The following is a 25,234-nucleotide window of genomic DNA, read 5'->3' as shown; positions in this document are numbered from 1 at the left end:
TCAGCCGAGAGAGGATTCACCAATGATCAATAACCACAGTTTTGCATTGTTGCTGATTGCCGTTGTGGCCAATCTGTGGTCCGGTTCCAGCGCTGCGGCGGATGATACGGACGGCAATGTCCCAATAGCGCCGCTGCCTGCCGGCCGGTATGCCTGCCAGGTGGATACTGTCGCCGGCAAGCAGGGGCTGGCGCTGATACAGGCGCACGACAAGCAGGAGGCCGCCCGGGTGGCCGCCGGTACCAGCGCTGTCACCGTTGCTGGCGGCAGCAGTCCCGCGACCGCTGTGCTGCAGTGTATTGATGTAAGCCGCGAGTCATTTACGGACCGGGACTTCCAGAAGTTCTATCGTGAAATGCCGATGTAGCAGCCGTTTAACAGCCGGATCGACGCACTGCGCGCCCGGCCATGAAACGCCGTGGAATGTGACCTGGTTCACGGAAATCCTTGTTTACAGGGCTGCTCCTGTCCTTAAGTACAATGTTCCCTTTCCCTTCCTGACATACTATCCACGCTGTAACGGAAGCGCTGAGTAGCGTCATTCCCGGTGGTAGCTGAATCGACAGTGATCGATCCGGTCACGGCCGGAGTCACGATTCGGAAATAACCAGGCTTCTACGGATTAACGGGAGAGTGCCGCTGCAGTGACAGCGGCACTAACACAGGGACACAATCATGGCCGACTCGGCAATCGCGACAGTCGTCGCAGTAACAGGTACCGCCTACGCCCGCAATGAGAACGGCGAGCTGCGCGAGATAAAGCCCGGGGATGTGTTGCTGGAGGGAGAAACTGTCGTTACTCCCGATGGCGGTACAGTGGAACTGGCGCTCGCCGATGGCAGCCCCTTCCTGGTCAGCGAAGTGCCGGAAATGACCCTGACCCGGGACATCGTCGCAGAGCGGGCGGCGGGCGCCGATGAGAGTGCGGTGGAAGATGAATCGGTGGCGGCCGTGCTGGCTGCGCTGGAAGGCGATGGCGATATCGGCGACGTGCTGGACGCACCGGCTGCGGGGGCGCAGGGTACAGGCACTGAAGCCAGCGAGGGTTCTTCCTTCGTACGCCTGACTCGCGTGATCGAGGAAACGCCGGAGCTCTCCGGCCTGGCCGCGCTCAGTGATCCCCAGGCGGCACTGGAAGTTGAGCAGAGCGACGAGATCCTGCCGGTGGATGCCATCGACGACCAGGCCGAGACCGGGCAGAACCAAAGCGTCGTCATCAACGTGCAGAACAACGACATTTTCACCGAGGGATCGACCCTGACGGGTATCACCCAGGCGGCCAATGGGACCGTAACCATCAATCCCGACAATACCGTGACCTATACCCCTAACGAGGGCTTCCTGGGCGAGGACACCTTCACTTATACCGCGACCACTCCCGATGGCACCAACCAGGATACCGCTGTCGTTACCGTGATTGTCACCGGACCGGCCACTGAACCCGAGCCGGAACCCGAGCCTGAGCCCGAAATTCCTGTTCCCGAACCTGAGCCCGAACCTGAGCCGGAACCTGAGCCGGAACCTGAGCCGGAGCCGGAGCCGGAACCTGAGCCGGAACCTGAGCCGGAACCTGAGCCGGAACCTGAGCCGGAACCTGAGCCGGAACCTGAGCCGGAACCTGAGCCGGAACCGGAGCCGGAGCCGGAGCCGGAGCCGGAGCCCGAACCGGAGCCCGAACCGGAGCCCGAACCGGAGCCCGAACCGGAGCCCGAACCGGAGCCCGAACCGGAGCCCGAACCGGAGCCTGAGCCTGAGCCTGAGCCTGAGCCTGAGCCCGAGCCCGAGCCCGAGCCCGAGCCGGATTCCGAGCCCGTGGTCACGGCTGCGACCAACACCCTGGTGGACGAGGATGATCTCCCGGCCGGGATTGGTGACGCTGCGCCTGGCGATGACGACTCGGTGCCGACCGGTACGATCAGGTTCGATACCGGTGGCGACAATTTGCAGAGCATCACGCTGGCGGGCAGCAGCAGTGGCCTGACCACGCTTGACGGCTCGGCGGTCAACTTTGCCTGGGATCCTGACGGCGGCAGCAATGGCGCCGGTGCGCTGGTGGGCTACACCGGCAGTACCGCGCCCACGGAGCCGGGCTTTGATGCCGGTAACCTGGTGGTGACGGTGTCACTGGACAGCTATACCGCGGGCACTGCCGGTGAAGGCGAGGTGGGCTATTCAGTCGACCTGCACCAGCCTCTGGCGCACCCGGCCGTGGATGGCCAGGGTAATCCGGTCGATGCCTTCGAGAACAATGTGTCATTCGATGTCAGCGTGACTGTGACCGATGTTGACGGGGATACCTCGCCCGCATCAGCGGCGAGCACTTTCACCGTTACAATTGACGATGACATGCCGGTGACGTCGGCAGTCACCGGGGTACTCGAAGTACCCGTAAGCGAGCTGGAAATCGGCGGCCTCAGCGGCGGCTGGGACGGCCTGACCACGACCAGTGGTACCGGCAGCGTGACCACCAGTGCCGATAGTGAAGGCATTTATATCCAGTGGGGGGGCAGCAGTGGTTCCGGCTATGATTTCCATTATGCCGAGAGCCTGACCGGCAGCACCGGGGTTGTGGCCGATAGCCAGTTTACGCTGGGTACCCTGACCCACAACAACTTCCGGATATCGGCTTCGGCCAAGACCCTCGATACGGTGGAGCTGGATGTCTCGTTTACGCTGGTAATAGACGGCATCGAAACACAGGTGACGACCACGGTAGGCCTGCGGCACACGGAGACACCCAACAACGGCGAGCCCACTGATCCGGTCAATGACGACCTGATCCAGATCAGCAACCCGAATCAGGTACAGCTGATTACCGTGGGCGATCGCGAATATGAGCTGAGCATCAAGGGTTTTCTCGATGGCAGCGGCAACCTGGTGACCACGGCCAGGACCACGGAGACCGAGTCCAGTTCCTTCCAGCTGGTGGCTGAAATTGCCTCCACCGACGATCTGCCCAGCACCAGCGGTGCAGTGGAGCCGGATTTCGGCGCCGATGGTCCTGCCCAGGACGGCAGTATCAGTTGGGACACGGGCAGCGGCAGCGTCACTGCCAGCGGCACGATCACAGGCAGTCATGGCAGCCTGGTGGTCAAGCCCGATGGCAGCTACACCTATACGATGAGCCGCGAAGGTCGCGACTCGCTGGGCGAGGGCGAGTCCGTGGAGGAGGTGTTCACCTACTACGCGACCGACGCCGATGGCGACCGGGTGGAATCGACCGTGACCCTGACACTGCAGGGCGTGGCCAACGCCCCCGGCGATGACGGCGGGAGCGCCAATGCCGTATCATTTTCCGCATCGGTTCCGGTCCTGGAGCGCGAAGCGCCGGTCGAGCGGGAGCAGGACACGGATCCGGAGGAATCCGGAGACGCCCTGCCTGCGGGCACGCTTGTCGGAACGCTGGAGGATGATGTGTTCGTCTTTTCGCTGTCGGCGGAGGGCGGCGCCCCGGAGGACTCCACCATCCTCGAATTCGGTGCCCAGGGCAACGATGTGCTGGACCTGCGCGATCTGCTGCAGGGCGAGGAGGCGGACGGTGCGGATCTCACCAGCTACCTGGACATCAGCTCTAACGGTACTGACACTGTGATCAAGGTGAGTGTGGATGGCGATTTCAAGAGCAACCCAGGCGATCACGCCAAAGTCGATCAGACCATCAGGCTGGAAGGGGTGGATCTGGTCAGTGGCCACGATGACATGGCCTCGGTAATCCAGAGCATGCTGGACTCGGGCAAGCTCACTATCGACCAGTGAACATCCGGGCTATGATCTGTGCCCGGTGGTCGTGAGGCCGCCGGGATTTTTGCTGGAGTCAGGAATGCCTTTTGTAAAACGTGACGAAGCGGGCCGGATTGTTGCGGTCAGCCAGACCCCGGGAACTGACCTGGAAGCGTTGCCGGCGGATCATCCGGAAGTCCAGGTTTTTCTGGGGCAACTTGGCGAGGAAGCACATCAGCTCAGTGCCACCGACCAGGATTTTGTCAGGGTACTGGAGGATGTGGTGGAGCTGCTTATCAGCAAGGGCGTGATCCTGTTCACCGAGCTGCCCGAGTCCGCCCAGGAAAAGATGCTGCACCGGCAGCGCCTGCGCACCGGCCTGGCGGCCAATCTGGATCTGATCGGCGACGACTGTAACCGTCCGGTAAACCCATCTTTTCGAACCCCGCGAACTGCGTAAGCTAGGTGCCCACCTAATGATAAGTGGGCACCTGATATGGATGACGAAGCGTCTCTTCCAAGGATCATCAAGCGGCGGCGGCGCTATTCGCCGAGGTTCAAACAGCGAGTGTTGGCCGAGTGCCATCAGCCAAACACCTCCGTGGCCGAGGTCGCGCTGCGGCATGGCCTCAACCTCAACCTGGTACACAAGTGGCGCCGGTCACGGGCGGTTGATGGCACGGGAGAATTTGTGCGGCTACCCGTGCCCACCAAAGACTCATCCAACCCTGGCCAGAGCGTAGCGCGAGTTCAGCCCACTGTCAGCATCCGGCTGGATGCGCCGCTCGGCCAGGTCACCGTGGAGTGGCCATTGAGCGAGATCGACCGTTCGGTCTCCTGGCTCAGGTCCATCCTGCAGTGATACAGATTGACGAGATTTGGCTCGCGCGTGAACCCCTCGATATGCGGGCAGGCCCCGATACGGCGCTGGCCCGAGTCATCAACAGCTTCGGTGAAGCCCGGCACCACTGTGCCTACGTATTTGCCAACAAGCGCGCCAACCGGATGAAGGTGCTGGTGTGTGATGGCTTCGGTATCTGGCTCGCCGCGCGCCGGTTACATCAGGGCAAGTTCACCTGGAGCCCCCTGCGCACGGGCGGCGTGGTCACACTCGACAGCGCGCAGCTACAGGCCCTCGTGGTCGGCTTGCCCTGGCAATACGCGGCGGCCAATCACGTGATTGACCGGCAGTAGCGCAGAGCAAAAAAGGGCACCGTAGTCTACGCAAATAGTTGATCTGGTGCCGTGCTCGATTCTTTGGCACAGTATCGGTCATGGAATTGCGCACCGATCTCACACACCTCTCAGACGATCAGCTCCGCCAGATGGCAGCGCAGTTGATCACCCAGCTGGGTGATCAACAGGCGCAGCATGCCGCCGAACTCCTCCAGCGCGACAAGACCCTGCAGCATTACAAAATCCGTAACGAACAACTGACTCACGAGCTGGCCATACTGAAACGTCACCGCTTTGGCCAGCGCAGTGAAGCGGGTGGCAGCACGCAATACCGCCTGCTCGATGACATCGTTGAGGAGGACCTCGCCGCGGTAGAGTCGGAGCTGGCGCAGCTCACCGACACACCCAGGTCAACGCGGACGCCACGTAAGCCGGCACGGCAATCCTTGCCTGCAGAATTGCCCCGCACGGATATCCACCACGATCCCGAGTCGACCATGTGCACCTGCGGCTGCCAGCTAGCCTGCATTGGCGAAGATATCAGTGAGAAGCTCGACTACGAGCCCGGTCAGTTCTCGGTAGAACGCCATATCCGTAGCAAATGGGCCTGTAAGCAGTGCGAGACCCTCGTGCAGGCGCCCGTGGCGCCCCACGTCATTGACAAGGGCATTCCGACGACCAACCTGCTGGCTCAGGTGCTGATCAGCAAATACGCGGATCACCTGCCGCTGTATCGGCAACAGCAGATCTATGCCCGCGCGGGTGTTGAGCTCTCCCGCTCAACACTGGCTGACTGGGTGGGCCGCTGCGGGGTGGAGCTGGCCCCGCTGGTCGATGCGCTGCGTCGTGAACTGCTGGCACAGGACATTCTGCACGCCGATGAAACACCGGTGGCGATGCTGGATCCCGGCAAGAAGAAAACGCAGCGAGCCTATGTGTGGGCCTATGCGACACCGCGGACCTTGCCGATACAGGGCGTGGTGTACGACTTCCAACCCACGCGATCCGGCCAGGTGTCTCGCGAGTTCCTGGCCGGTTGGCAGGGGAGCCTCATCTGTGATGATTACGCAGGCTACAAAGCGGGCTTTGTACAGGGCATTCACGAAGTGGGTTGCTGGGCCCATGCGAGACGCAAGTTCCATGAGTTACTGGAGCACAACCAGAGCCCGATTGCGGAGCGAGCCCTTGCCACCATCGGTGCGCTTTATGAGATTGAGCGCGCAACGGCTGAAGCCATGCCGGAACACAGACAACAGGTTCGCGAGCAACAGGCGCGGCCCATCATCACCGCATTCCATGGCTGGTTAACCGGACAGCGATCCAAGCTGACGAGCGGCACACGTACCGCCAAAGCGATCGATTATGCTTTGAAACGCTGGGAGGCCCTGGTTCGTTATCTGGATGATGGGCGAATCCCCATCGACAACAACTGGGTGGAAAACCAGATCAGGCCGTGGGCCCTGGGGCGGAAGAACTGGCTGTTTGCAGGCTCTGTGCGCAGCGGCCAGCGCGCGGCCAACGTGATGACGCTGATCCAGTCGGCTAAGATCAATGGGCTTGATGCCCAGGCCTATCTGCGGCATGTGCTGGAGCGTATCCCCACCGCCAGGCAATCTGACCTGACAGCTCTGCTGCCGCACAACTGGGAGCCGCCCATCAAGGTGTGATTACCGGACGGTTACCGACGACTGAGCGCGGCGTGTCAGTGAGTTTCATCACCGGCGGCGTTTGCCGCTTAAAAGGAAGACTAAGGATTTTTAGGGTTTGTTGGATAGCCAGGTATTGAGCTGTGCTTCGGTAATACCTAAACCGATAATAGCTCCCGCATGTAACGAACCAAGATCGGCTAATGTCATAGCGGCAAATTTATCAGTGTCTTCGATGTTTTGTTTTTGGCAGTAAGCTTCTATAAGTTTTTCTGCTTCTACACCATGCAAGCCTTGCCTAACGATTTGGCCCATCACGGTTTTGCGCTGCTGCCTATATTGAATACGGAAAGCATCAATTTCCCCTAGCGATTTTTTAACCACGCCGTATTGCTCGCAAGAGCGGGAATATGCCCAGGCAAAAAGCTCTAGCATCGGCTCAACATCATTTTTCTCGTAAATGGATAGAAGCGCGGCGGTGTAATCATCCCGCGTCACATCGGTAAAGCTGAGTGGACACAAATTGCCTTTAATAAACGGAATATTGCAGCTCAACCGCGACGTTCTTTTGTTCACATCCTCGAATGCCTGTAAATAGGAAAGGTGAACTAATAAAAAGAAGCTTTGTTCGAACGGGTCTTTGGTTTTTTTTGTTTTTTGCAAAATCAGCTCAAAGAGTTCTTTTAAAATATGCGGATTATCTAGAGGCTTGTAAGTGGATTGGCCGATATTCACTTCTAGCATTCGGATATTTCCACAAGCATTGGGGTTGGCAAGCAAATCCTGTGACAGCAAATGGTGCAAATTGCGGATAGTCAAACTACTTAGCTCAATATCCTGTGCGTTTTCCACCAGAAACAAAATCGCTTCCTTATGGTTCATGATCATCACGGTCTCTTCATGAACCTTGCCTTCGGCGGATATGCCTTCTTCCACCAGCTTTTGTGTATCTAGGCGGGAGTAGGTATTGCCCTCCAGGCGGCTTGAGTTGTAGGACAGGTCGATCAAAAGCCGCTGGCAGATTTGCCGAGCATAAGTGCCCGCCGCCAACTGCTCATCGAAGCGTTTGCCTTCTTGAAAGAGCGCTTCTCGTATCTTTTTAGGGACATATTCGCTTTGATTAGGGACGTAAGAGTCCAAAAAATCACGGTTATAGGACACTTTTTCCCGTGCATGGGGGGGTGTTTCAAGGAATTTAAGCTTTTCTTGGTTTTTAGGACTAAAGATATTGGCTAAGCCGTCCTTTAAGTGTCCTTTAATTGTCTTTATGGAGACTTCATGTGGGTGATAGCGAGTCGCCTTTCTTTCACCTTTTCTAGCGATACGTTCTTCATCGACGAGTGCTGTTAATCGCCTTTGTAAGGTCTTGTCATTGATAGTAAAGCTAAGGTTTTCCGAGATTTTACCACGAGAAAGCCCTTCAGGGTGCTTCCCCAGAAGGGTGATGATTTCTTCGTTCTGTTGCTCAATTTCTTGGGTCATGTCCACTCTCAAAATGTCCTTTAAATCAAGCTAGCTCATTTAAAGGACACTATCAATCTATTTTTAGGACATTTTGTGCCAGATACCCATAAGGCCTTTTCATAGGCGTTCCGAACGCTCTTTCGTTTCCTCGTCCATCTCTTGCGCTGTCTTCTAACGTCTGGAGAAGGCGGTTCGAGTTTCTCCCTGGAACTGCGACATTCCCGCCGCCGAACCTATTCCCGCTGCTCGTGGGCCGTTACCGCCGGCCCCGTGGCGCCGTCTATACCCAGTGCTTCCAGCTGCCGCCACTCCGTCTCTGTGCGCACTCCTTCGGCTATCACCGTGAGGCCAATGCTGTGGGCGACCGTGGCGAGGGTGCGCAACAGCGTCTGATTGTCGCTGTTGCAGTCGATGTCGCGGACGAAGGAGGCATCCACTTTGAGGTAATCCAGGCCGACATCGTGGAGCCGGCCGATATCCGCCAGCTGGTGGCCTACGTGTTCAATGCCTACCTTGCAACCGTAGGTCCTGGCCCGGGCGCAGAGTTTCCTGAAGCTGTCCAGGTGACGGAAGGCCGCCGTTTCGGGCACCTCCAGCCACAGCCTGGCGGCGGCCTCGCCGCTGTTGGCGAGATGATCGCCCAGCCAGTGCGGGAAGCCGGTGTCCACCAGCGCGTCGGCTGACAGGTTGACCGCGAGCTGGCGCCCGCTGACCGCGATCATCCGCAGCGCCAGGTCGATCACGTGCCGATCCAGCTCCGCCGACAGCTGCAGCCGGTTGGCCCAGGCGAGGAAGCTGCCGGCAGTGAGCTGCTCGCCTTCGCGCTCCAGCCGCAGCGGCGCCTCGTAGTGCAGCAACTCCCGGTTGGGACCGGCTGCCACGGGGAAGCGGGCCAGGGAGAATTTCTGCTTCTCGAAGGCCTGGTCGAAAATACTCTGCCAGCGCTGCATCTGTTCCCTGACAGGCATCATCTCGATATCGCCGGCCTGGGGGACGCTGAGCCGTGACTGGCCCTCCCGGTCGGCGGCGATCAGGGCGCCATCGAGACGGGTCATCAGTGCCGCGATACTGTCGCCGTGCTCAAACAGGGTGGCGGCGCAGGGCAGGGTGATGTCCTGCTGCATCGCCCGGTTTTCGATCACCTCACGCACGGCGTGTTGTATCTCTTGCCCCACCTGTTCCGGCGTGATGGAGCGCGCTGCCAGCAGTGCAAAGTCGGCGCCATTGAGGCGTGCGGCAACCCAGCGGCTTTGACCCGCGGCAATACGGTTGAGCGCTGTGCCCACCTCCGCCAGCAGGCCATCGACGGCCTTGCGTCCATAGGTCTGGTTCAGCCTGGCGAGCCCGCCCAGGCGGATCAGGGCGAGACTGCCGCTGGCATTGACGTCATCGCTTTCCAGCGCGGCTTCCAGGGTCTGCATGAATGGAGTGCGGTTCAGCAATCCGGTCACCTTGTCCAAGTGCGCTTCGCGCTGCCACTTCTCCAGACGGCTGGCCTCCTGCTTCAGCATCGCCCGGATGCGGTCTGACAGCAGATTCATTGCCGCGACCACCCGCCGGAATTCCCGGGTGCGGGGTTCGGCTATGGTGATGAAACGGCGCTCACCGATCGCCTCGGCCTGCTCTATCACGGCATCCAGTGGACGCAGAATAATGCGCAACAAGTAGCTGCCCAGCAGTCCCGCCAACAGCACCGCCACCAGGAACAGCAACGCCAGCTGGCGGGTGCTGGCCCACAATTCGCGGTAGGCAAACCGCGAGTGACTGCGCAGGGTCAGTGTGCCCACTTGTTGCCAGCCACTTTGCACCTGGGCCTGGCCCGCGGCCACCTCGATCGGCAGCAGTTGCATGAACCACTCCGGCGCGGTGTCGCTGGCGCCGCTATCCTCACGGCGAATGATGCTGTTGCCTGCAGGGTCGCGCAGTTCGATCAGCTCGTAGTGGCCGGTATCAAACTGGGCTGCCAGGGTCAGTTCCAGCAACACGGCGTCGGCCTGCTGCTGGGTCAGCGACAGTGCCAGTGCATTGGCGTTGTCGACGTTCTTCATGTAGAGCTGTTGTTCCAGGTAGTTCTTCGCCGACAGGCTGTTGACGATCAGGCTGCCGCCGAAGACCACGCTCAGCAACAGGATGACCGCCAGCCAGAGTTGTTTGAAGAGTGACATGTTCAATGCTCCGTCGATATTCGCCGTTCAGTCCAGTCCATCTGCTGCCATCCGCTGCAGCAGCTCGCGCCAGCGCGACAGCCGTGCAGCCGGATCTTTGCTGGCGGGCGCCGCGGCGGTGCCCACCCAGAGTCCCTGGCTGTTGAAACTGAACACCGGTTTCAGGTCGGGCCGCCGCGATGCCGGCCTCAATTCGGTGATCATATTGTCCAGAATCAGCGGATCCGCGCTGCCGCTGTCGTAGTAGGCCAGGACCATATGGGCCTGGTTGGCATTGCTGTCGGGGCCCACCTGGGCCTTGACATAGGTGATGCGCATCTTGTCCACCTCGACGCCGGCCAGCAGCAGGGTCATGTATTTGGCAATGCTGAAGTCCTCGCAATCGCCCTCGCGCCGGGCCATGGTTTCCAGCGGCGTGGCCCAGTAATCATGCTGCTGCCAGATATCAATGTCCTGGCGCCAGCGCACCAGCTGGTTGAAGAAGGTATTGACCCTGGCCAGCTTTTCGATATCGGGCAGTGGCTTGAGCTGATCGATCAGCTCGCGCCAGCGGACCACGGTGTCAGCCGTGTGCGGACCGTAGCGTTGAAGCGCGAGTTGCTGCATCCGGTCCAGATCATAACCGGCGGGGGCAGAGCTACAGACAATCAGCGTCGCCAGGATCAAGGCGAAGCTTCGGGGTGAACCGGACTGCGCGGCGCTGCGATGGAACATGCATCCCTTCCGTTTTTGGCTCCCGGGACTTTGTTTTGTGAGCCGGTTCATGGTATTGCCGTAAAACTCGCGTTATAAATCAACAAGTTGGCGTATACTACCGCGGTTTGATCCGGGGGAGCTCACATAATTTGTTATTTCCGCCGGACGGGATAGCCCGGCAACGCCGGATTCCGGCCTGCGAGAGGTGTCGGGAACCCATTCAATCCAGGTTTGTAACAGGCAGTTGCCTTCTGATCATGGCATAAGGGAAGATGGTATGAAACACAAGTTCGGTTTGATCGCGGTCGTAGTTGCTGCCTGTGGGCTGCAGGTGGCGTACGCGCAAGAGCCACCGGTAGCGGATTTTGGCACCGCGATCACCCGCGCGGTGATGACCAACCCCCGGGTCAATGCCGCCTGGTATAACTTCGAGGCGACCCGGGAGGCGCAGAATGCGGCGCGCGGCGGATACTATCCCAGCGCGGACCTGAGCGCGGAGATTGGCCGCGAAGAGCGGGAAACGCCGCTGGTGGATCTGGGCAGCTATACCCGCGATGCCACCCGCTTCACCATTACCCAGATGTTGTTTGACGGCTTTGCCACCCGCGAGGACGTGCGGCGCCTGGGTTTCGAGAAGCTCACCCAGTACTACGAATTGAAGCGCGCCTCGGAGGAAGTGGCGCTGGAGGCCGCCGAGGCCTACCTGGACACGGCCCGGTATCAGCAGTTGGTAGACTTTGCCGAGGAAAACTACGTATTTCACCGCCAGGTGTACGACAAGATCAGCGAGCGCACCCAGGGCGGCGTCAGCCAGGGTGTGGACCTGGATCAGGCCGCGGCGCGGGTGGCGCTGGCGGAATCCAACCTGCTTACGGAGATGACCAACCTGCACGATGTGCAGACCCGCTTCCAGCGGGTGATCGGCGCACTGCCGGCGGACGCGCTGCCGCTGCCGACAGTGCCGGCCAGTGTCATTCCCGAGCTGCGCAGCGCGGCGCTCACTATGGCCTACCAGCGCAGTCCCGAAATCAATGCGGCGATCGAGAACCTGCGCGCGACCCAGGCCCAGCTCAACGCCACCAATGCCCCGTTCATGCCCCGCGTCGACCTGCGCTACCGCAATGAGGTAGAGCATGACACCGACGGCCTGGAGGGCCGCTACGACGAAGAAGCGGTCGAACTTGTATTCAACTACAACCTGTTTCGCGGCGGCGCCGACAGCGCCCGCAAGCGCGAATTCTACAACCGCTATAACTCCGCCATCGAAGAGCGCAAGCAGGCCTGTCTGAACGTGCGCCAGAATACGATGATTGCGTTCAATGATATCCGCGCCCTGCAGCAACAGGTTGTGTTCCTGGAGCGCAATCGCCTGTCCCAGGACAAGACCCGCGAGGCCTACCGGGACCAGTTTGACATCGGCCAGCGCACCTTGCTGGATCTGCTGGATTCACAGAACGAGTTTTTTGATACCCAGCGCGCCCACATCAGCGCCGAGGCTGCACTGCGCGCCGCCCAGGCGCGGACTTTGGCCAACATGGGGGTGCTGCTGTCGGCGATGGATGTCGGCGGCCTGAACGAGGCCGAGCTGCAACAGCTGGACCTGGACCTGGGACGGGGCGACGACCCCAACGGCCAGCCGCTGTGTCCGCCGGAGGCACCGCAGGCAGTGGAAGTCGACAAGGAAGCCCTGTTCGCCCGTCTCGCCGGCAACAACAGCCGCTACCGCGACGCCGGTGAAAACCGGGTGGCGGTGTCGCTGAATGTGCAGTTTGCGTTGAATTCCTCGATCATCACCAGCGACTATGATGTCGAGATCGGCCGCGCTGCCACCTTCCTGCGGGACAACCCCTCGGTGGTCGCCATCGTCGAAGGCCATGCCGACAATACAGGCACCGCGCCCTACAACCAGTGGCTGTCAGAGCGCCGGGCCAATGCAGTGCGTGCGATGATGATCGACAAGCACGGTGTGAAGCCCTCGCAGATCTCGGCGGAAGGTTACGGCCAGACCCGTCCCATCGCGGATAACACTACCGAAGAAGGCCGCACCCGCAACCGCCGGGTGGACCTGGTGCTGGACAGCAGCGGCAGCTAGCTGGCAGTACATTGCCTGCCGGCACTTTGCAGGTGTCGGCGTTGGCGCCGGTGGTCACCATGTTGCGTGGGTGCCGGGCCAGGGTCTGCGGAACCTCTTTACGTAAATAGTTGCGCAGCCCTTTTTCTTGTGGTAGCTTTTTAAAAAGCGCAAGCGCTATGTATCAGTTGAATCTTCGCAGAGAAGCTCAACTGCAAACAGCGTTATGCGGTGGCTTGGATGCCAGAGGATACAAAACAATGTGTGACCATGGATGGTTTACCTCCTGCCTCAGTTTTGCTGTGCTGCAGCTATTTCTTGCCGCTGCCGCCACGAGTCAACCTACTGTAATAAGTCCGCTGGACGTCGCGAGAACGCATCAGTACTCGTCGATCACGGATAATTTTTCCCACAGTGACCTCTATGATTTCGAGCACCCGCTTGAACTTCTTGTCCATATTCATCATCTGCACAGGCCCAAAGACGGCTATGCGGTGATCGTCTATACGATGGCGCAGGACACTCAAGACAGTGCCGCCGTGCGCCGATCCGGTAGCGAAAAATACATCGCCACACTCAATGCGAGCAGTGTCCTTACTGAGAAGGACTTTGGGAAGATGAAGATTCCCCAAGGCGCGACGGCGATTCTGTATGGCTGGCCAGCAACCGACAGGAACCTGATGAATTCGACGCTGCTCGTCGACGAGCTCCATCTTCTGGACTCCGATCAGTGGTACGCCTTTCATCAGCCCAGCGAAAAACTACGCAAACATAAGAAGGCAAAGGGCCAGCGTTTCGAAGGCCGATAGCCGCATGAACACCATTGCGTCCCGGGTAGCAACTTCCCGCGGTTCCCACCCAGTTACCGACTCTGGATTCTCTACTATGACCCGCTTACCGCTACTCTTCCTGCTGGGAGTTTTCGGTTGTGCCTTGTCGATCATGCCTAGCCAGGCCCAGGAGCCACCGCCGGACGGGGAGCTGGTGACCACCGTATTGCGACAGGGACTGGATGGCTACACCGGGGTCGCGGACAGCTACCTGTCAAATTACCACAACACCTACAACTTCGGCGGCAGCCAGCGGATGCAATTCGACACCAACAATTTCGTGCCGCTGCTGAGGTATGCCGTATTTGTCTCGGAAGGGGGCCCGGTGCCGGATGGCGCGGTGATTGAGGCGGCCCAGCTAAAGCTGCACAAGGGTGCCTACAACAATGTGGTTGCGCTGCACGCGCTGCTGGTGCCGTGGAGCGAGAGCGAGGTCACCTGGGATCGTCCGGTGGTTGGCGCGTCCTGGTCGGCAGCCGGGGCGCGGGGGGCGGGTAGCGACTATGCAGTGCCGGCAGATGCCCAGATCACCACGCCGTTCGCTTCGGGCTGGATCGAGTTTGACGTGCAGGCGAGATTACAGGCGGTGTCTGACGGCGGCGCCAACCACGGCTGGCTGTTGCTGCCGCTGTCCGGCAACAATAACCTCAAGAGGTTCCACTCCAGCGAGTACACCACTGATGAGACACTGCGTCCGACCCTGGAGGTCAGCTGGAGCATACAGAACGGCGCCCCGGAGAATCAGCCACCCGAAGTGGCATTGACCAGCCCGGTTACCGGCGCCAGCGCAATCGAAGGCACTGAGCTGACACTGGCCGCAACTGCGAGTGACGTCGACGGTTCGATCTCCGAGGTTCGCTTTCTGGTTGACGGCGTGGAGGTGGGCGTGGCCAGCCAAGCGCCGTATACGGTGCAGTGGACGGTGAGCGGCACGGACGCCGTCGAGTTGACGGCCGAAGCGGTGGACGACGTGGCCGCGACAACGCTGTCCAGTGCTGTGACATTGGATATCCAGGTTGCACCGCCGCCACCGACGCCCGAACCGCCGCCACTGAGTAATCCGAATGTGAGTCCCGAGGCGCCACTTGGACCAACCTACAATGGTGCGCTTTCTGGCAGCGCGACGGTCAGCGCTGGCGGCAATGCCGCCTATAACATACCGCTGGAACTGCCGCCGGCGCGCCGGGGGTTGGTGCCGGATCTGTCCCTCGTGTACAACAGCAACCTGAAAAATTCCACCGTGGGCTTGGGGTGGTTCCTGCAGGGTCAATCGTCCATTGTACGATGCCCAAAAACGCTGATCCAGGACGGCGAGTCTCGCCCGGTTCGCTTCGACAGCGAAGACAGGTACTGCATGGATGGCCACAAGCTGGTGGCTGTTTCAGGGGCCTACGGGGCAAACGGAACCATTTACCGGACCGAGGTCGACCAGTTTAAATCCATTCGCTCTTCGACGGCACCAGGTGTGACCGGTGGACCGGCGTCCTTTGAGGTGAGAACCAAAGATGGTCTTCGTCTCTTTTACGGTACGAATTCCGAATCCAGGCTTACGGGGCAGAACACCAGTGTGGTTCGAACCTGGGCCCTGCGCAAGGTTGTGGATGCTTCACAAAACTACTATCAGTTCAATTACTACAAGAACACGACGCTTGGCCAGCACTATATCACGAGCATAGAGTACAACCCGGTCCCCAGTGTTGGTGCTGGCGGCCAGGTAACCTGGCAAGCGCCTGATACAGAAGTGACCTTTCTCTACGAAGACCGGCCCGATAGTCCCACCCATTATGAGGCCGGATCACAATACCAGCCAACCCCGAAGCGGGTTTCGAACATCCAAACCCGGGTCAACGGCAACCTTGTCCTCGATTATCAACTGACCTACGAGACCGTCGGCGCCGACAGTCGATCGAGACTGGTCAGAATTGACAAATGTGATGCGCAGGGCGAGTGCCAGGAACCCATCAAGCTGGACTGGTGGGATGAGGGTGAGGTAAGACCGACCTATACAGAATCGTTGCTGACGGTGCCTTATTTTCATGCGGCTGGTTACTTCGGTACCATGACGGCCTCCGCCAAGATCGGGCAAGAATACAACGTACCGCGCTGGCACGACATGAACGGCGATGGTAAGCCTGACTATGTACACCCGGTCCCTGGTTGGCCCGGTGCGACCGGAGCTGCGACCGGAGCTTATCTGAGTTCTGACCTGACCTTCAAAATTATGTTGTCTCAAGGCACCGGTTATGTCACAGAAACTTGGACGGCGGAGCTGGGCGGACACCCCAAAGATTTCACCTGGGTGGATATTGACGGAGATGGCCGAACCGATATCGTTAAACTCAATACAGTCGGGTCAACTTGCAAATCCGAAGGCGCTGCACTGTCAACGGGCAGTGGATTCCAGAACAATTCTCCCTATGGTAATGTCTCGATTCCATCCCAATCATATCCTACTAGATTTGTCTGCCGGTTGGCCGATATGAATGGTGATGGCCTGATCGACATTGTTAGAGTCGAGGAGCTCTACAGCACCTCCTTGAGCGGAGGGTTGATAAGAGTCACAATTCATGTCCATTTGAATAACGGTAATGGTTTTAATTCTCCCATGCAGTGGAGCCCCGAACTCGTGGCAAACAAATACGATTTGGTGGACTTGACGGGAGATGGCCTCCTCGACGTCGTTGCGAATGGTAGCGTTGTCTACGCGAACACTGGATTTCAAATTGAGGGACAGTCGCAAGACTTCGGTGCTACTCCCGGCGGTTTTGATGTTGAGGCCTATGTGGATGTGAACGGCGATGGTCTTCTGGACCGGAGAGTGCGCCAGTGGAATGGAGTCTGTTGTGAAATACAGCTCAACACAGGGCAACAGTTTCTGCCTGGCTCGACTTCGTCGACGTATGCGGGTTATATAATCGATGATAATGCACTGCCCGACCGGTACCATCGCGTGGCTTCAATGAACGATCCTGTAGTTAACCTCGATAGACCACCGCCAACGAACTTGGTTACCTCCCTCCATATAGATATTGCCACCGATGATAGCGGTGCCAGTTTTGACGACGACAAAACGACCTACTACGAACGAATGAACTTTTTCCACCAGTGGACGGATCTCAACGGGGACGGCCTCCGTGACCTCACCTTGGCGAGGACACGCTATTGCTACAGCCAAAATGTTCAGTGGTTATATGCTGGAAGCATTACCACAAGAACCCAATGGCGAAACTGTGAAAAAGGTGAACTCAAAGTCCTCACGGCCGAGGGTGCCCCCCTGAACCTCCTAAGAAAGGTTTGGGAGGCATCTGACCTCGAAACCGAATTCATCTACAAGCCACTCACCGACACATCGGTCTATACCAAGGGCACCTCGGCCGTTTTTCCGGATTACGACATTCAGGACGGCACCCGCGTGGTGTCACAGTTGAAGCAATCCAATGGCATCGGTGGCCACTCAGTCATTAATTACACGTATGAAGGATTGGTTCGCAATGTGCAGGGCAGGGGGAACCTCGGTTTCGAGGTGATTACCACGGACAATCTCGCCACGGACATCATGACCGTCTCGGAATACAGCCAAACCTATCCCCATACCGCAAAACCCGTTCGGGTTTCTACCTACCGTGGGAGTGACCTGCGGCTGCTAAACAGGGTGACAACGAACTACGGTTCGCTCGCTACTGCGTCACCGGACGTGGTATTTTCTTACGTCGACAATCAGGTGAAAGAGCGATACGCCCTTGAGGGCGCCGCCGGTCGATTGTTGTCGACGACAACCACAAGCAACAGTGCAGTGGATGTCTACGGCAATATTGGTGAGACCGAAGTCGTCACGGTCGATCATGAAAATGCCCTGCAACACAAAACCTTGACGTTGCGCGAGTACGCGATCGATTCAAGCCCGAGCACATGGCGGATCAGGGACCTGGTAGTCAGGGAGAACAAAGCGTGGCGATATGGCGTCAATGATCCCGCCAAAGATCGTAAATCCGTCTATACCTATCACTCGGGCACAGGCTATCTGCTTTCGGAAACCCGTGAGCCCGGTGGCGGGGTGGGCGTAGAGAAGACGACTGCACGCACCTACGATGCAGTGGGTAACGTGGCGTCTGAAACCGTGTCAGGGCCGGGCATAACGTCGAGGACATCGACGATCAGCTACGATAACCGTCTACTGTTCCCGGCAAGCATCACCAATCCGCTGGGGCATGTCCGTTCCATGACATGGGAACGAGGGTTCGGGAACAAACTGTCGGAAACCGACCCTAATGGCGTACAGACGACGTACACCTATGCCTCGTTCGGTCTTCCTGAAAGTGTTGATGAGGCGGGAGGCTCGTTCACGGAATATCTTCGCTTTGCCTGTTCGTCTTGCAATAATTCCAGAACCTATATTGAAACCCGGCAGACCGGTTCGGCAACTAAACGCGAATATTACGACCAATTGGGTCGACCGACGTGGACCAGGACGCAGTCGTTCGGGGGGCAGCGAGTCAATGTGGTTACCCAGTACAACGCGGCGGGGAGAGCTCACCGTAAGTCGGAGCCCTACTTTGATGGGACGACTAAGTTGTGGAATACCATGACATTCGATTTACTGGGCCGCGAAACCAGTCTTGTGGCTGCCGATCCCACGAAGTCGCGGACGACCAGCTATGACGGATTCGAAACCACGGTAACTGACGTGGGCGGAAGAACGCGTACCACCGGCGTGGACGCACTAGGTCAAATCATACGTGTCGTCGATGAACAAGGATCGGTCAGCGAGTTTGATTATGACGCCATGGGCAACCGCGTACTGGTGACAAATGCGGTGGGCACTTCGCACGAGAACTCAGTCTCGTACGATCATGACCGTCTCGGGCGTTTGATTGCTGAAGACGACCCCAATCGGGGGCTGTACACGTACAGCTATGATGCGCTGGATAACCGTTTGTCGGAAGTGTCTCCCAAACTCGCGGCGGCGGGGCAGAGTATTACCTATCAGTACAATAAGCTCAATCGTCCCATCAGCCGGTCCGAACCTGAGGGCACTACCACCTGGGTATACGATAATGTTGCCAATGGCAATCTCGGGCTGGGGCAGGTGCATTCCGAGTCGATGAACGGTTTCAGTAAAGTGTACAGTTACTCCGCCTTTGATTATGGCCGGCTGACGTCCACTACGACAACAATTGGATCGGAAACCTATACCACACTACGCAGCTATGACGCACAGGGCCGGATCTCGACGGAACAATATCCCGACAACACGGCCACGCCCGGTGGATTTGTGGTGCAGTATACCTACAGCCCGGTAGGCCATCTTGAAGCCGTCGAGTCGCTCGAAGATGGCTCGGTGTTGTATCAGTTGATGGCAACTGATGCCAGTGGCCGGACCACCGAAGAATGGCTCGGAGACGGTTCCAGGAGCCTGTAAATAAAACTGTGTAAACCGCCTATCATAGAACCCTGACAGGGTAAGGATAGGCAAGATGAACAAGAAAGAACTGGAAGCCTTCGCACGCGAGGCGGCGAAGGGCCTCAAAACCGAGAAGGACCTGAACGAGTTTAGCCAGATGCTGACCAAGATCACCGTTGAGGCGGCGCTGAATGCCGAACTCAATGAGCATCTGGGCTACGAGCGCCACCAGCCCTCTGACAATACCAACAGCCGCAACGGCCACACCAGTAAGACCCTGAAGACCGAAGACGGCCAGTTTGAGCTGAACACGCCTCGTGATCGCGATGGCAGCTTCGAGCCGCAGCTAGTGAAGAAGGGTCAGACCCGCTTCACCTCGATGGACGACAAGATCCTCAGCCTTTACGCGAAGGGCATGACCACCCGGGAGATCGTCGCCACGTTCAAGGAGATGTACGACGCCGACATCTCGCCCACCCTGATTTCCAAGGTAACCGAGACCGTCATTGAGCGCGTGATTGAATGGCAGTCACGGCCACTGGACCCCGTTTATCCGGTCGTCTACCTGGACTGCATCGTCGTCAAAATCCGGCAGGACAAGCAGGTGATCAACAAGGCGATCTATCTGGCCCTGGGCGTCAACCTCGAGGGCCACAAGGAGCTGCTGGGCATGTGGCTCTCCGAGAACGAGGGCGCCAAGTTCTGGCTCGGTGTCCTCACAGAGCTCCAGAATCGCGGGGTGAAGGACATTCTCATCGCCTGCGTGGATGGGCTCAAGGGCTTCCCTGATGCCATCAGTGCGGCATACCCACAGGCTCAGGTCCAGCTCTGTACTGTCCACATGGTTCGCAATTCGATGAAGTACGTGCCGTGGAAAGACTACAAGGCCGTGACCGCCGACCTGAAGCGCATTTACCAGTCAGCCACGGAAGAAGAGGCGCTGCAGGCGTTGGACGAGTTCGCGGAGCGCTGGGACGATAAATACCCCCATATCAGCCGCTCCTGGCGCAACCACTGGCCCAATCTGAACACGCTGTTCCGCTACCCGGAGGACATTCGGAAGGCTATCTACACGACCAATGCCATCGAGTCCTTGAACAGTGTTATCCGCAAGGCGATCAAGAAGCGGAAGCTGTTCCCGACTGACGACTCCGCGCGAAAGGTGGTCTATCTCGCGATCATGGATGCGTCGAAAAAATGGACGATGCCAATCCGGAATTGGCGGACGGCCTTGAACCGGTTTATGATCGAGTTCGAGGATCGCATTAGCGACTATGTATAACCCTGGCGGTTACACAGAATTATTTACACCCTCGGTTCCAGCGTGATCCAGTCCTTTCAGGGAGTGTCAAAGCGAATTGCCAGTCAACAGAGTACGGTCGGATCCACCACCATCCAGCACTTCAGCTACAGTTATGACAACGTGGGCAATATGATCAGCAGGGAGGATGAACTTCACGGCCTGTCCGAGACCTTTACCTACGATACCCTGGATCGCCTGACTACTGCTCAACTGGGCACAGATGCGCCGACCAACTACGGCTTCAACTCCATCGGCAACATGGTCGAAAAGTCCGATGTGGGTACCAGTTATCTCTATAACCTGTCCAAACTGCATGCCGTCTCCGATATCACGCCCAGCAGCGGTCTGCCAGCCCATACCTTTGCCTATGACGACAATGGCAATATGGACACGTTTGATGGCTCACCGATGACCACCTGGTCGAGCTACAACAAGCCGGTGTCCATCACCACAGCGTCGGCGAGCTACAGCTTTGACTACGGTCCAGACCGGGCACGTTACCGGAAAGTCCACAACGGGCTGACCACACATTACGTGGGCAACGGGTTCGAGGCGATCAACTCGATGGGTCTCGGCTTCGATACGCATCGGCACTATATTCGCGCCAATGGCCGTGTGGTGATGATACGGGAGGACATCAACGGGACCGTACAGCACCGATACGTGCATACTGATCACCTGGGAAGTGTGACCGCCCTGACGGAATTAGCTGCCAATCCGGTGGTGGAACGCTACAGCTATGACGCCTGGGGCCTGCGCCGCAATCCGGAAACCTGGGAGCCAGCCGCAATCACCAGCCTGGAGAAGCGCGGTTATACTGGACACGAACACCTGGATGATGTCGGGATGATTCACATGAATGGCCGGGTCTACAGCCCCAGTCTGGGGCGGATGCTGAGCCCCGATCCGGTCACGCAGGCACCGGAGAACGCGCAGAACTACAATCGCTATTCCTATGCGTACAATAATCCGTTGACATATACTGATCCGTCCGGATTCATGTCGTTCAGCATTTCCGCCGGTTGGGGGGAGCCGGTTGGGGGGAGTCGCAGGAGGTTTAGGCGGCAATACATTTGGATGCGGTTACGGCGTCCTCCGTTCTTCATGTCTGAATGACCTCGATGGGCATAATCCGTTCTTCGAGCTTTATTATCATCACTATCGAACAACAGGAGACCCCGATCCGTACGGACGAGCTCAGTGCCAATTACGCAATATTTGTGGGACTATGGGGGCGGAGTAATAGGTGATAGTACCGATCACTTTGGGAATCCAGTGACAGATCCTGGAGCAGAAGAAATTGAAGAGTCACCACGTGAGAGAATCGACCGACTTGCTGCTAAGGTCTATTCGGATTTTCCTGAACTCAGTCACGCCAATATAGAACCCGTAGAGTCTATTTCTCAACTCTGGGGCGATCCAGATGGAAAATACCTCGGCGGTAATCGTATTCAGGTGGTGCATAGAGATAGCAGTGATGAGTACTTACAGGAGACAATTTTTCATGAATTGCTACACATGGATGAAGCACAAACAGTGGTGGGCGGCAACGTCATTGGTTACATCATCCATGAAAATATATCCCAACTTGGTCGCCATGATCCTTGGATAAACCAAACTTCCCGAGCTTATGCTAGTTATATTCTCACGGGCAGGAATAAGCCCGATATATCCCAAGCACCCTGGAGAGTGGACCAATGATCAAATGGATATCGGGAGCAGTTGTTGTATTCCTTATTATCATTTCTATGGGCTATCTGAATTATTCATATCAAGAGAACGAGGCATATAGGCAAATGAGGGCAAATTGTGAACTTTTGCAACTGTCCATATTGCTTAATCATAACTTCGATAAGTCCGGAGGTTATCCGGACAAGCAAGAATGGTTAAAGAGGAACTCTTCAGAGATTGGCAAAATTCGCTGCGGCCGATCTCTTTCAATCAACAATGGATCGTTAATGGACCCATGGGGCAATCCCTACCGATATCACAAAGTATCCGACGGTTCCGTAGTATTGTACTCGGTTAAAATGGAGGATGAGGCATTACAGTTAGATGGCGGTGAGTTGAAGATGGCTGGCAAAAATCCAAGATACCCATAGATTTCGATTGATTGGAAGCTCACCGACCAGCGGCGGGTCGTTATAGGAATCCCTGACGTTCTGCCCCCGAAAATGTCCTCTGCTTAGATTCAGGTCTCTGAATGATTTGTTTAAATTGCTTTAGCAGGTTGGGTGCAATTTGTTATGTGCACTCCTTTTTACTAGGATCAGAATCCTGAGCGGGCTGAGATTCTATTGCGAAGCGGGATAACTCAATGACCTGATCCACTTCAGCGGATAGAATTTCACCCTGATCTCCCTGGGCAGACCGAAACACCAGCTTGGCCAGTTGTACCATTAAGCCTGTGGGAACGTGATCGAGGGAGTACCCCTGATCGGACACGACCTCGCAAAATGTCTCATTGATGATTCAACGGGGGGAGATCCCCCGCGGTCGGCAATTCGAACTCCAGGTTAAAACCCACAGCGCCCTGGTCGCAGACGACTATGACCCGGAAATGGACTATCAGGCGTTGGCTTTGACCTCTGTGCGTCGACCTTCTCGCCGTCGCGATCCAATGGCATCAGGTCGGGAGGCGCAGTCATGAGACGGATGTTGTGCAGTGTACTGCTGGCGGTGGGAATACCGGGTCTCGCCCAAGACACACAGCAAACGGAATCCCAGGCGTTAACAACCGAACAGGTCGACCTGGTGGCAAAGGCGGACCAGTGGGGCATCACAGTCTATGAATATCAACGCTACCGGCAGCTCATGGCCGGGCAACGGGGTCTCTGGAGTCCCGACCTTGATCCAATAACCGCGTTGGGTGTGAGTGCCGATACTGATGCGGAGCGACGGCGATTTGCGGAACTGTACGTCAAAGCCGAGTTTGAACGGACACGGCGTGAACTGGCTTTTCAGGTGGCCGTGGACGAAGCCTGGAAACGGGTATATCCGAGCACGCCCCGATTACTGCCCTATGCCCCCTCAACCTCAGCAGCGGGTAAAACGCTGCGTTATGCACTGGTGGTCGGGAAAGAGTGCGCCTCCTGTGAAAAATTGATCATAAACCAGCTGGATACCTTACTGGATGAAGCCTCCGAAGGCGTCGATGTACATGTGGTGGGTATGGATGGTGATGATGAGTCCCTGCGCAAGTGGGTGAAAACGTATCCGCTTTTGCAAAGCGCGCTACAGGGTGGTCGAGCAACGATCAATCACGGCGAGGGCTTTGAGAGTCTGCGTCGATTACCGGCGGTCTACCGCAAAAATGGAGCGGATCAATGGGTGCGGTAAGAATAATGGCGTGCCTGGCTTTTGCGGTGTCGGCTGATCTGAGCGCTGCCGATACCGAAGTCTTCGATCTGGTGGCCAGATATGTCGGTGTTCCCACCCAAGTACTCCACGCGATGGCACGTGCAGAGTCAGGCCGGTTGGTAAATATGACAACGTGGGCAATATGATCAGCAGGGAGGATGAGCTTCACGGCCTGTCCGAGACCTTTACCTACGATACCCTGGATCGCCTGACTACTGCTCAGCTGGGCACAGATGCACCGACCAACTACGGCTTCAACTCCATCGGCAACATGGTCGAAAAATCCGATGTGGGTACCAGTTATCTCTATAACCTGTCCAAACTGCATGCCGTCTCCAATATCACGCCCAGCAGCGGTCTGCCAGCCCATACCTTCGCCTATGACGACAATGGCAACATGGACACGTTTGATGGCTCACCGATGACCGCCTGGTCGAGCTACAACAAACCCGTCTCCATCACCACAGCGTCGGCGAGCTACAGCTTCGACTACGGACCCGATCGGGCACGCTACCGGAAGGTCCACAATGGACTGACCACCCATTACGTGGGCAACGGGTTCGAAGCGATCAACTCGATGGGCGTCGGCTTCGATACGCATCGGCACTATATCCGCGCTAATGGCCGTGTGGTGATGATCCGGGAGGATGTCAACGGGACCGTACAACAACGATACGTGCATACTGATCACCTGGGAAGCGTGACCGCCCTGACGGAATTGGCTGCCAATCCGGTGGTGGAACGCTACAGCTATGACGCCTGGGGCCTGCGCCGCAATCCGGAAACCTGGGAGCCGGCCGCAATCACCAGCTTGGAGAAGCGTGGCTATACCGGTCACGAACACCTCGATGATGTCGGGATAATCCACATGAACGGCCGGGTCTACAGCCCCAGTCTGGGGCGTATGTTGAGCCCCGACCCGGTGACCCAGGCTCCCGAAAATGCGCAGAACTACAATCGCTATTCCTATGCGTACAATAATCCGTTGACCTATACTGATCCGTCGGGATTCAGAAGTGACGACAGGAAAACCGTGTGCGTGGACGGATGCTATCAATCCGGCGCTGGTCTGGAGGAGGTGGTCGTAACCGGTCAAAGACAATCGAGTAGGCCTCAACTTCAGGGCAATCTCGCTGCTGGCTCTCTCGCTGGAACTGGGGGCGGCAGCCATCCTCCCAGTTCAACAATAGGGGACCAGCTTGGTCCTGCGGGGAATCCAGTGGCAGAGGATGATGATGACAAGGATGATGAAGAATGTACGCATGGGGGGAGGCTTGCATTCGAGCAGAACTGAATCCACCTGATAGCAGCGACTTAAATGGCAATTTCTATAGGTGGTGGAATGACCTCCAACAGTGCGTGGAAGTTTGCCTAGAAGAGCGATATGGATCAGTATACGATG

The 25,234-nt window shown here is 57.6% G+C and carries 18 protein-coding genes; 15 read left to right on the top strand and 3 right to left on the bottom strand.

The annotated features are described in order from the left end of the window. The first annotated feature begins 22 nt into the window (after window positions 1-22). From G3T16_RS04615 to tnpC, 6 genes are all read left to right on the top strand, one after another. A complete protein-coding gene (locus G3T16_RS04615) occupies window positions 23-367 on the top strand; it encodes a hypothetical protein (RefSeq protein ID WP_163494026.1) in 345 nt (114 codons plus the stop codon). Between the two features lie 308 nt (window positions 368-675). Further along, window positions 676-3,756: a retention module-containing protein gene (locus G3T16_RS04610; RefSeq protein ID WP_163494025.1), complete on the top strand. Its 3,081-nt coding sequence runs from the start codon at window positions 676-678 to the stop codon at window positions 3,754-3,756. Between the two features lie 64 nt (window positions 3,757-3,820). Then, window positions 3,821-4,180 carry a hypothetical protein gene (locus G3T16_RS04605; protein WP_163494024.1) on the top strand — a complete coding sequence of 120 codons (360 nt, stop codon included), beginning with the start codon at window positions 3,821-3,823 and terminating at the stop codon, window positions 4,178-4,180. A 36-nt stretch (window positions 4,181-4,216) separates the two neighbouring features. After that, window positions 4,217-4,582: a transposase gene (locus G3T16_RS04600; RefSeq protein ID WP_163494023.1), complete on the top strand. Its 366-nt coding sequence runs from the start codon at window positions 4,217-4,219 to the stop codon at window positions 4,580-4,582. Then, window positions 4,579-4,914, top strand: a complete 336-nt coding sequence (gene tnpB, locus G3T16_RS04595; RefSeq protein ID WP_163494022.1) for an IS66 family insertion sequence element accessory protein TnpB — start codon at window positions 4,579-4,581, stop codon at window positions 4,912-4,914. Before G3T16_RS04600 ends, tnpB begins: the two co-directional genes overlap by 4 nt. Before the next feature lie 80 nt (window positions 4,915-4,994). Beyond that, window positions 4,995-6,563: an IS66 family transposase gene (gene tnpC, locus G3T16_RS04590; protein WP_163494021.1), complete on the top strand. Its 1,569-nt coding sequence runs from the start codon at window positions 4,995-4,997 to the stop codon at window positions 6,561-6,563. 90 nt (window positions 6,564-6,653) lie between these two features. Here the strand turns inward: tnpC and G3T16_RS04585 are convergent, their stop codons facing one another. From G3T16_RS04585 to G3T16_RS04575, 3 genes are all read right to left on the bottom strand, one after another. After that, entirely contained in the window at window positions 6,654-8,024 is a 1,371-nt protein-coding gene (locus G3T16_RS04585) for a Fic family protein (protein ID WP_163494020.1), read from the bottom strand. A 215-nt stretch (window positions 8,025-8,239) separates the two neighbouring features. Continuing rightward, complete coding sequence (locus tag G3T16_RS04580; protein ID WP_163494019.1) at window positions 8,240-10,171, bottom strand: bifunctional diguanylate cyclase/phosphodiesterase; 1,932 nt, start codon at window positions 10,169-10,171, stop codon at window positions 8,240-8,242. Between the two features lie 27 nt (window positions 10,172-10,198). After that, window positions 10,199-10,885: a transglutaminase-like cysteine peptidase gene (locus G3T16_RS04575; RefSeq protein ID WP_197911900.1), complete on the bottom strand. Its 687-nt coding sequence runs from the start codon at window positions 10,883-10,885 to the stop codon at window positions 10,199-10,201. Window positions 10,886-11,144: 259 nt separating this feature from the next. On the opposite strand from G3T16_RS04575, the gene G3T16_RS04570 reads away from it, so the two are divergent. The 9 genes from G3T16_RS04570 to G3T16_RS04530 all read left to right on the top strand — a co-directional run bounded on the left by G3T16_RS04570 (window position 11,145) and on the right by G3T16_RS04530 (window position 25,126). Continuing rightward, on the top strand, window positions 11,145-12,959 hold the full coding sequence (locus G3T16_RS04570) for a TolC family outer membrane protein (protein WP_163494018.1): 1,815 nt from the start codon (window positions 11,145-11,147) through the stop codon (window positions 12,957-12,959). Window positions 12,960-13,117: 158 nt separating this feature from the next. Continuing rightward, window positions 13,118-13,747, top strand: a complete 630-nt coding sequence (locus G3T16_RS04565) for a hypothetical protein (protein WP_163494017.1) — start codon at window positions 13,118-13,120, stop codon at window positions 13,745-13,747. Between the two features lie 76 nt (window positions 13,748-13,823). Further along, window positions 13,824-19,187 (top strand): DNRLRE domain-containing protein, encoded by a 5,364-nt coding sequence (locus G3T16_RS04560; RefSeq protein WP_163494016.1) that lies wholly within the window; start codon window positions 13,824-13,826, stop codon window positions 19,185-19,187. Window positions 19,188-19,242: 55 nt separating this feature from the next. Further along, entirely contained in the window at window positions 19,243-20,451 is a 1,209-nt protein-coding gene (locus G3T16_RS04555; protein WP_163494015.1) for an IS256 family transposase, read from the top strand. A gap of 42 nt (window positions 20,452-20,493) precedes the next feature. Beyond that, window positions 20,494-21,588 (top strand): RHS repeat domain-containing protein, encoded by a 1,095-nt coding sequence (locus tag G3T16_RS04550; RefSeq protein WP_163494014.1) that lies wholly within the window; start codon window positions 20,494-20,496, stop codon window positions 21,586-21,588. 84 nt (window positions 21,589-21,672) lie between these two features. Next, window positions 21,673-22,173 (top strand): hypothetical protein, encoded by a 501-nt coding sequence (locus G3T16_RS04545; protein WP_163494013.1) that lies wholly within the window; start codon window positions 21,673-21,675, stop codon window positions 22,171-22,173. Then, complete coding sequence (locus G3T16_RS04540; protein ID WP_163494012.1) at window positions 22,170-22,574, top strand: hypothetical protein; 405 nt, start codon at window positions 22,170-22,172, stop codon at window positions 22,572-22,574. Before G3T16_RS04545 ends, G3T16_RS04540 begins: the two co-directional genes overlap by 4 nt. A 544-nt stretch (window positions 22,575-23,118) precedes the next feature. Then, the gene (locus G3T16_RS04535) at window positions 23,119-23,811 is read left to right on the top strand and encodes a TIGR03759 family integrating conjugative element protein (RefSeq protein ID WP_163494011.1); all 693 of its coding nucleotides are present in this window, start codon (window positions 23,119-23,121) and stop codon (window positions 23,809-23,811) included. 163 nt (window positions 23,812-23,974) lie between these two features. Beyond that, entirely contained in the window at window positions 23,975-25,126 is a 1,152-nt protein-coding gene (locus G3T16_RS04530; protein WP_163494010.1) for an RHS repeat-associated core domain-containing protein, read from the top strand. Window positions 25,127-25,234 lie beyond the last annotated feature (108 nt).

Source organism: Kineobactrum salinum (assembly GCF_010669285.1).
Classification (GTDB): Bacteria; Pseudomonadota; Gammaproteobacteria; order Pseudomonadales; family Halieaceae; genus Kineobactrum; species Kineobactrum salinum.
This window is presented reverse-complemented; position numbering and strand designations above follow the sequence as displayed.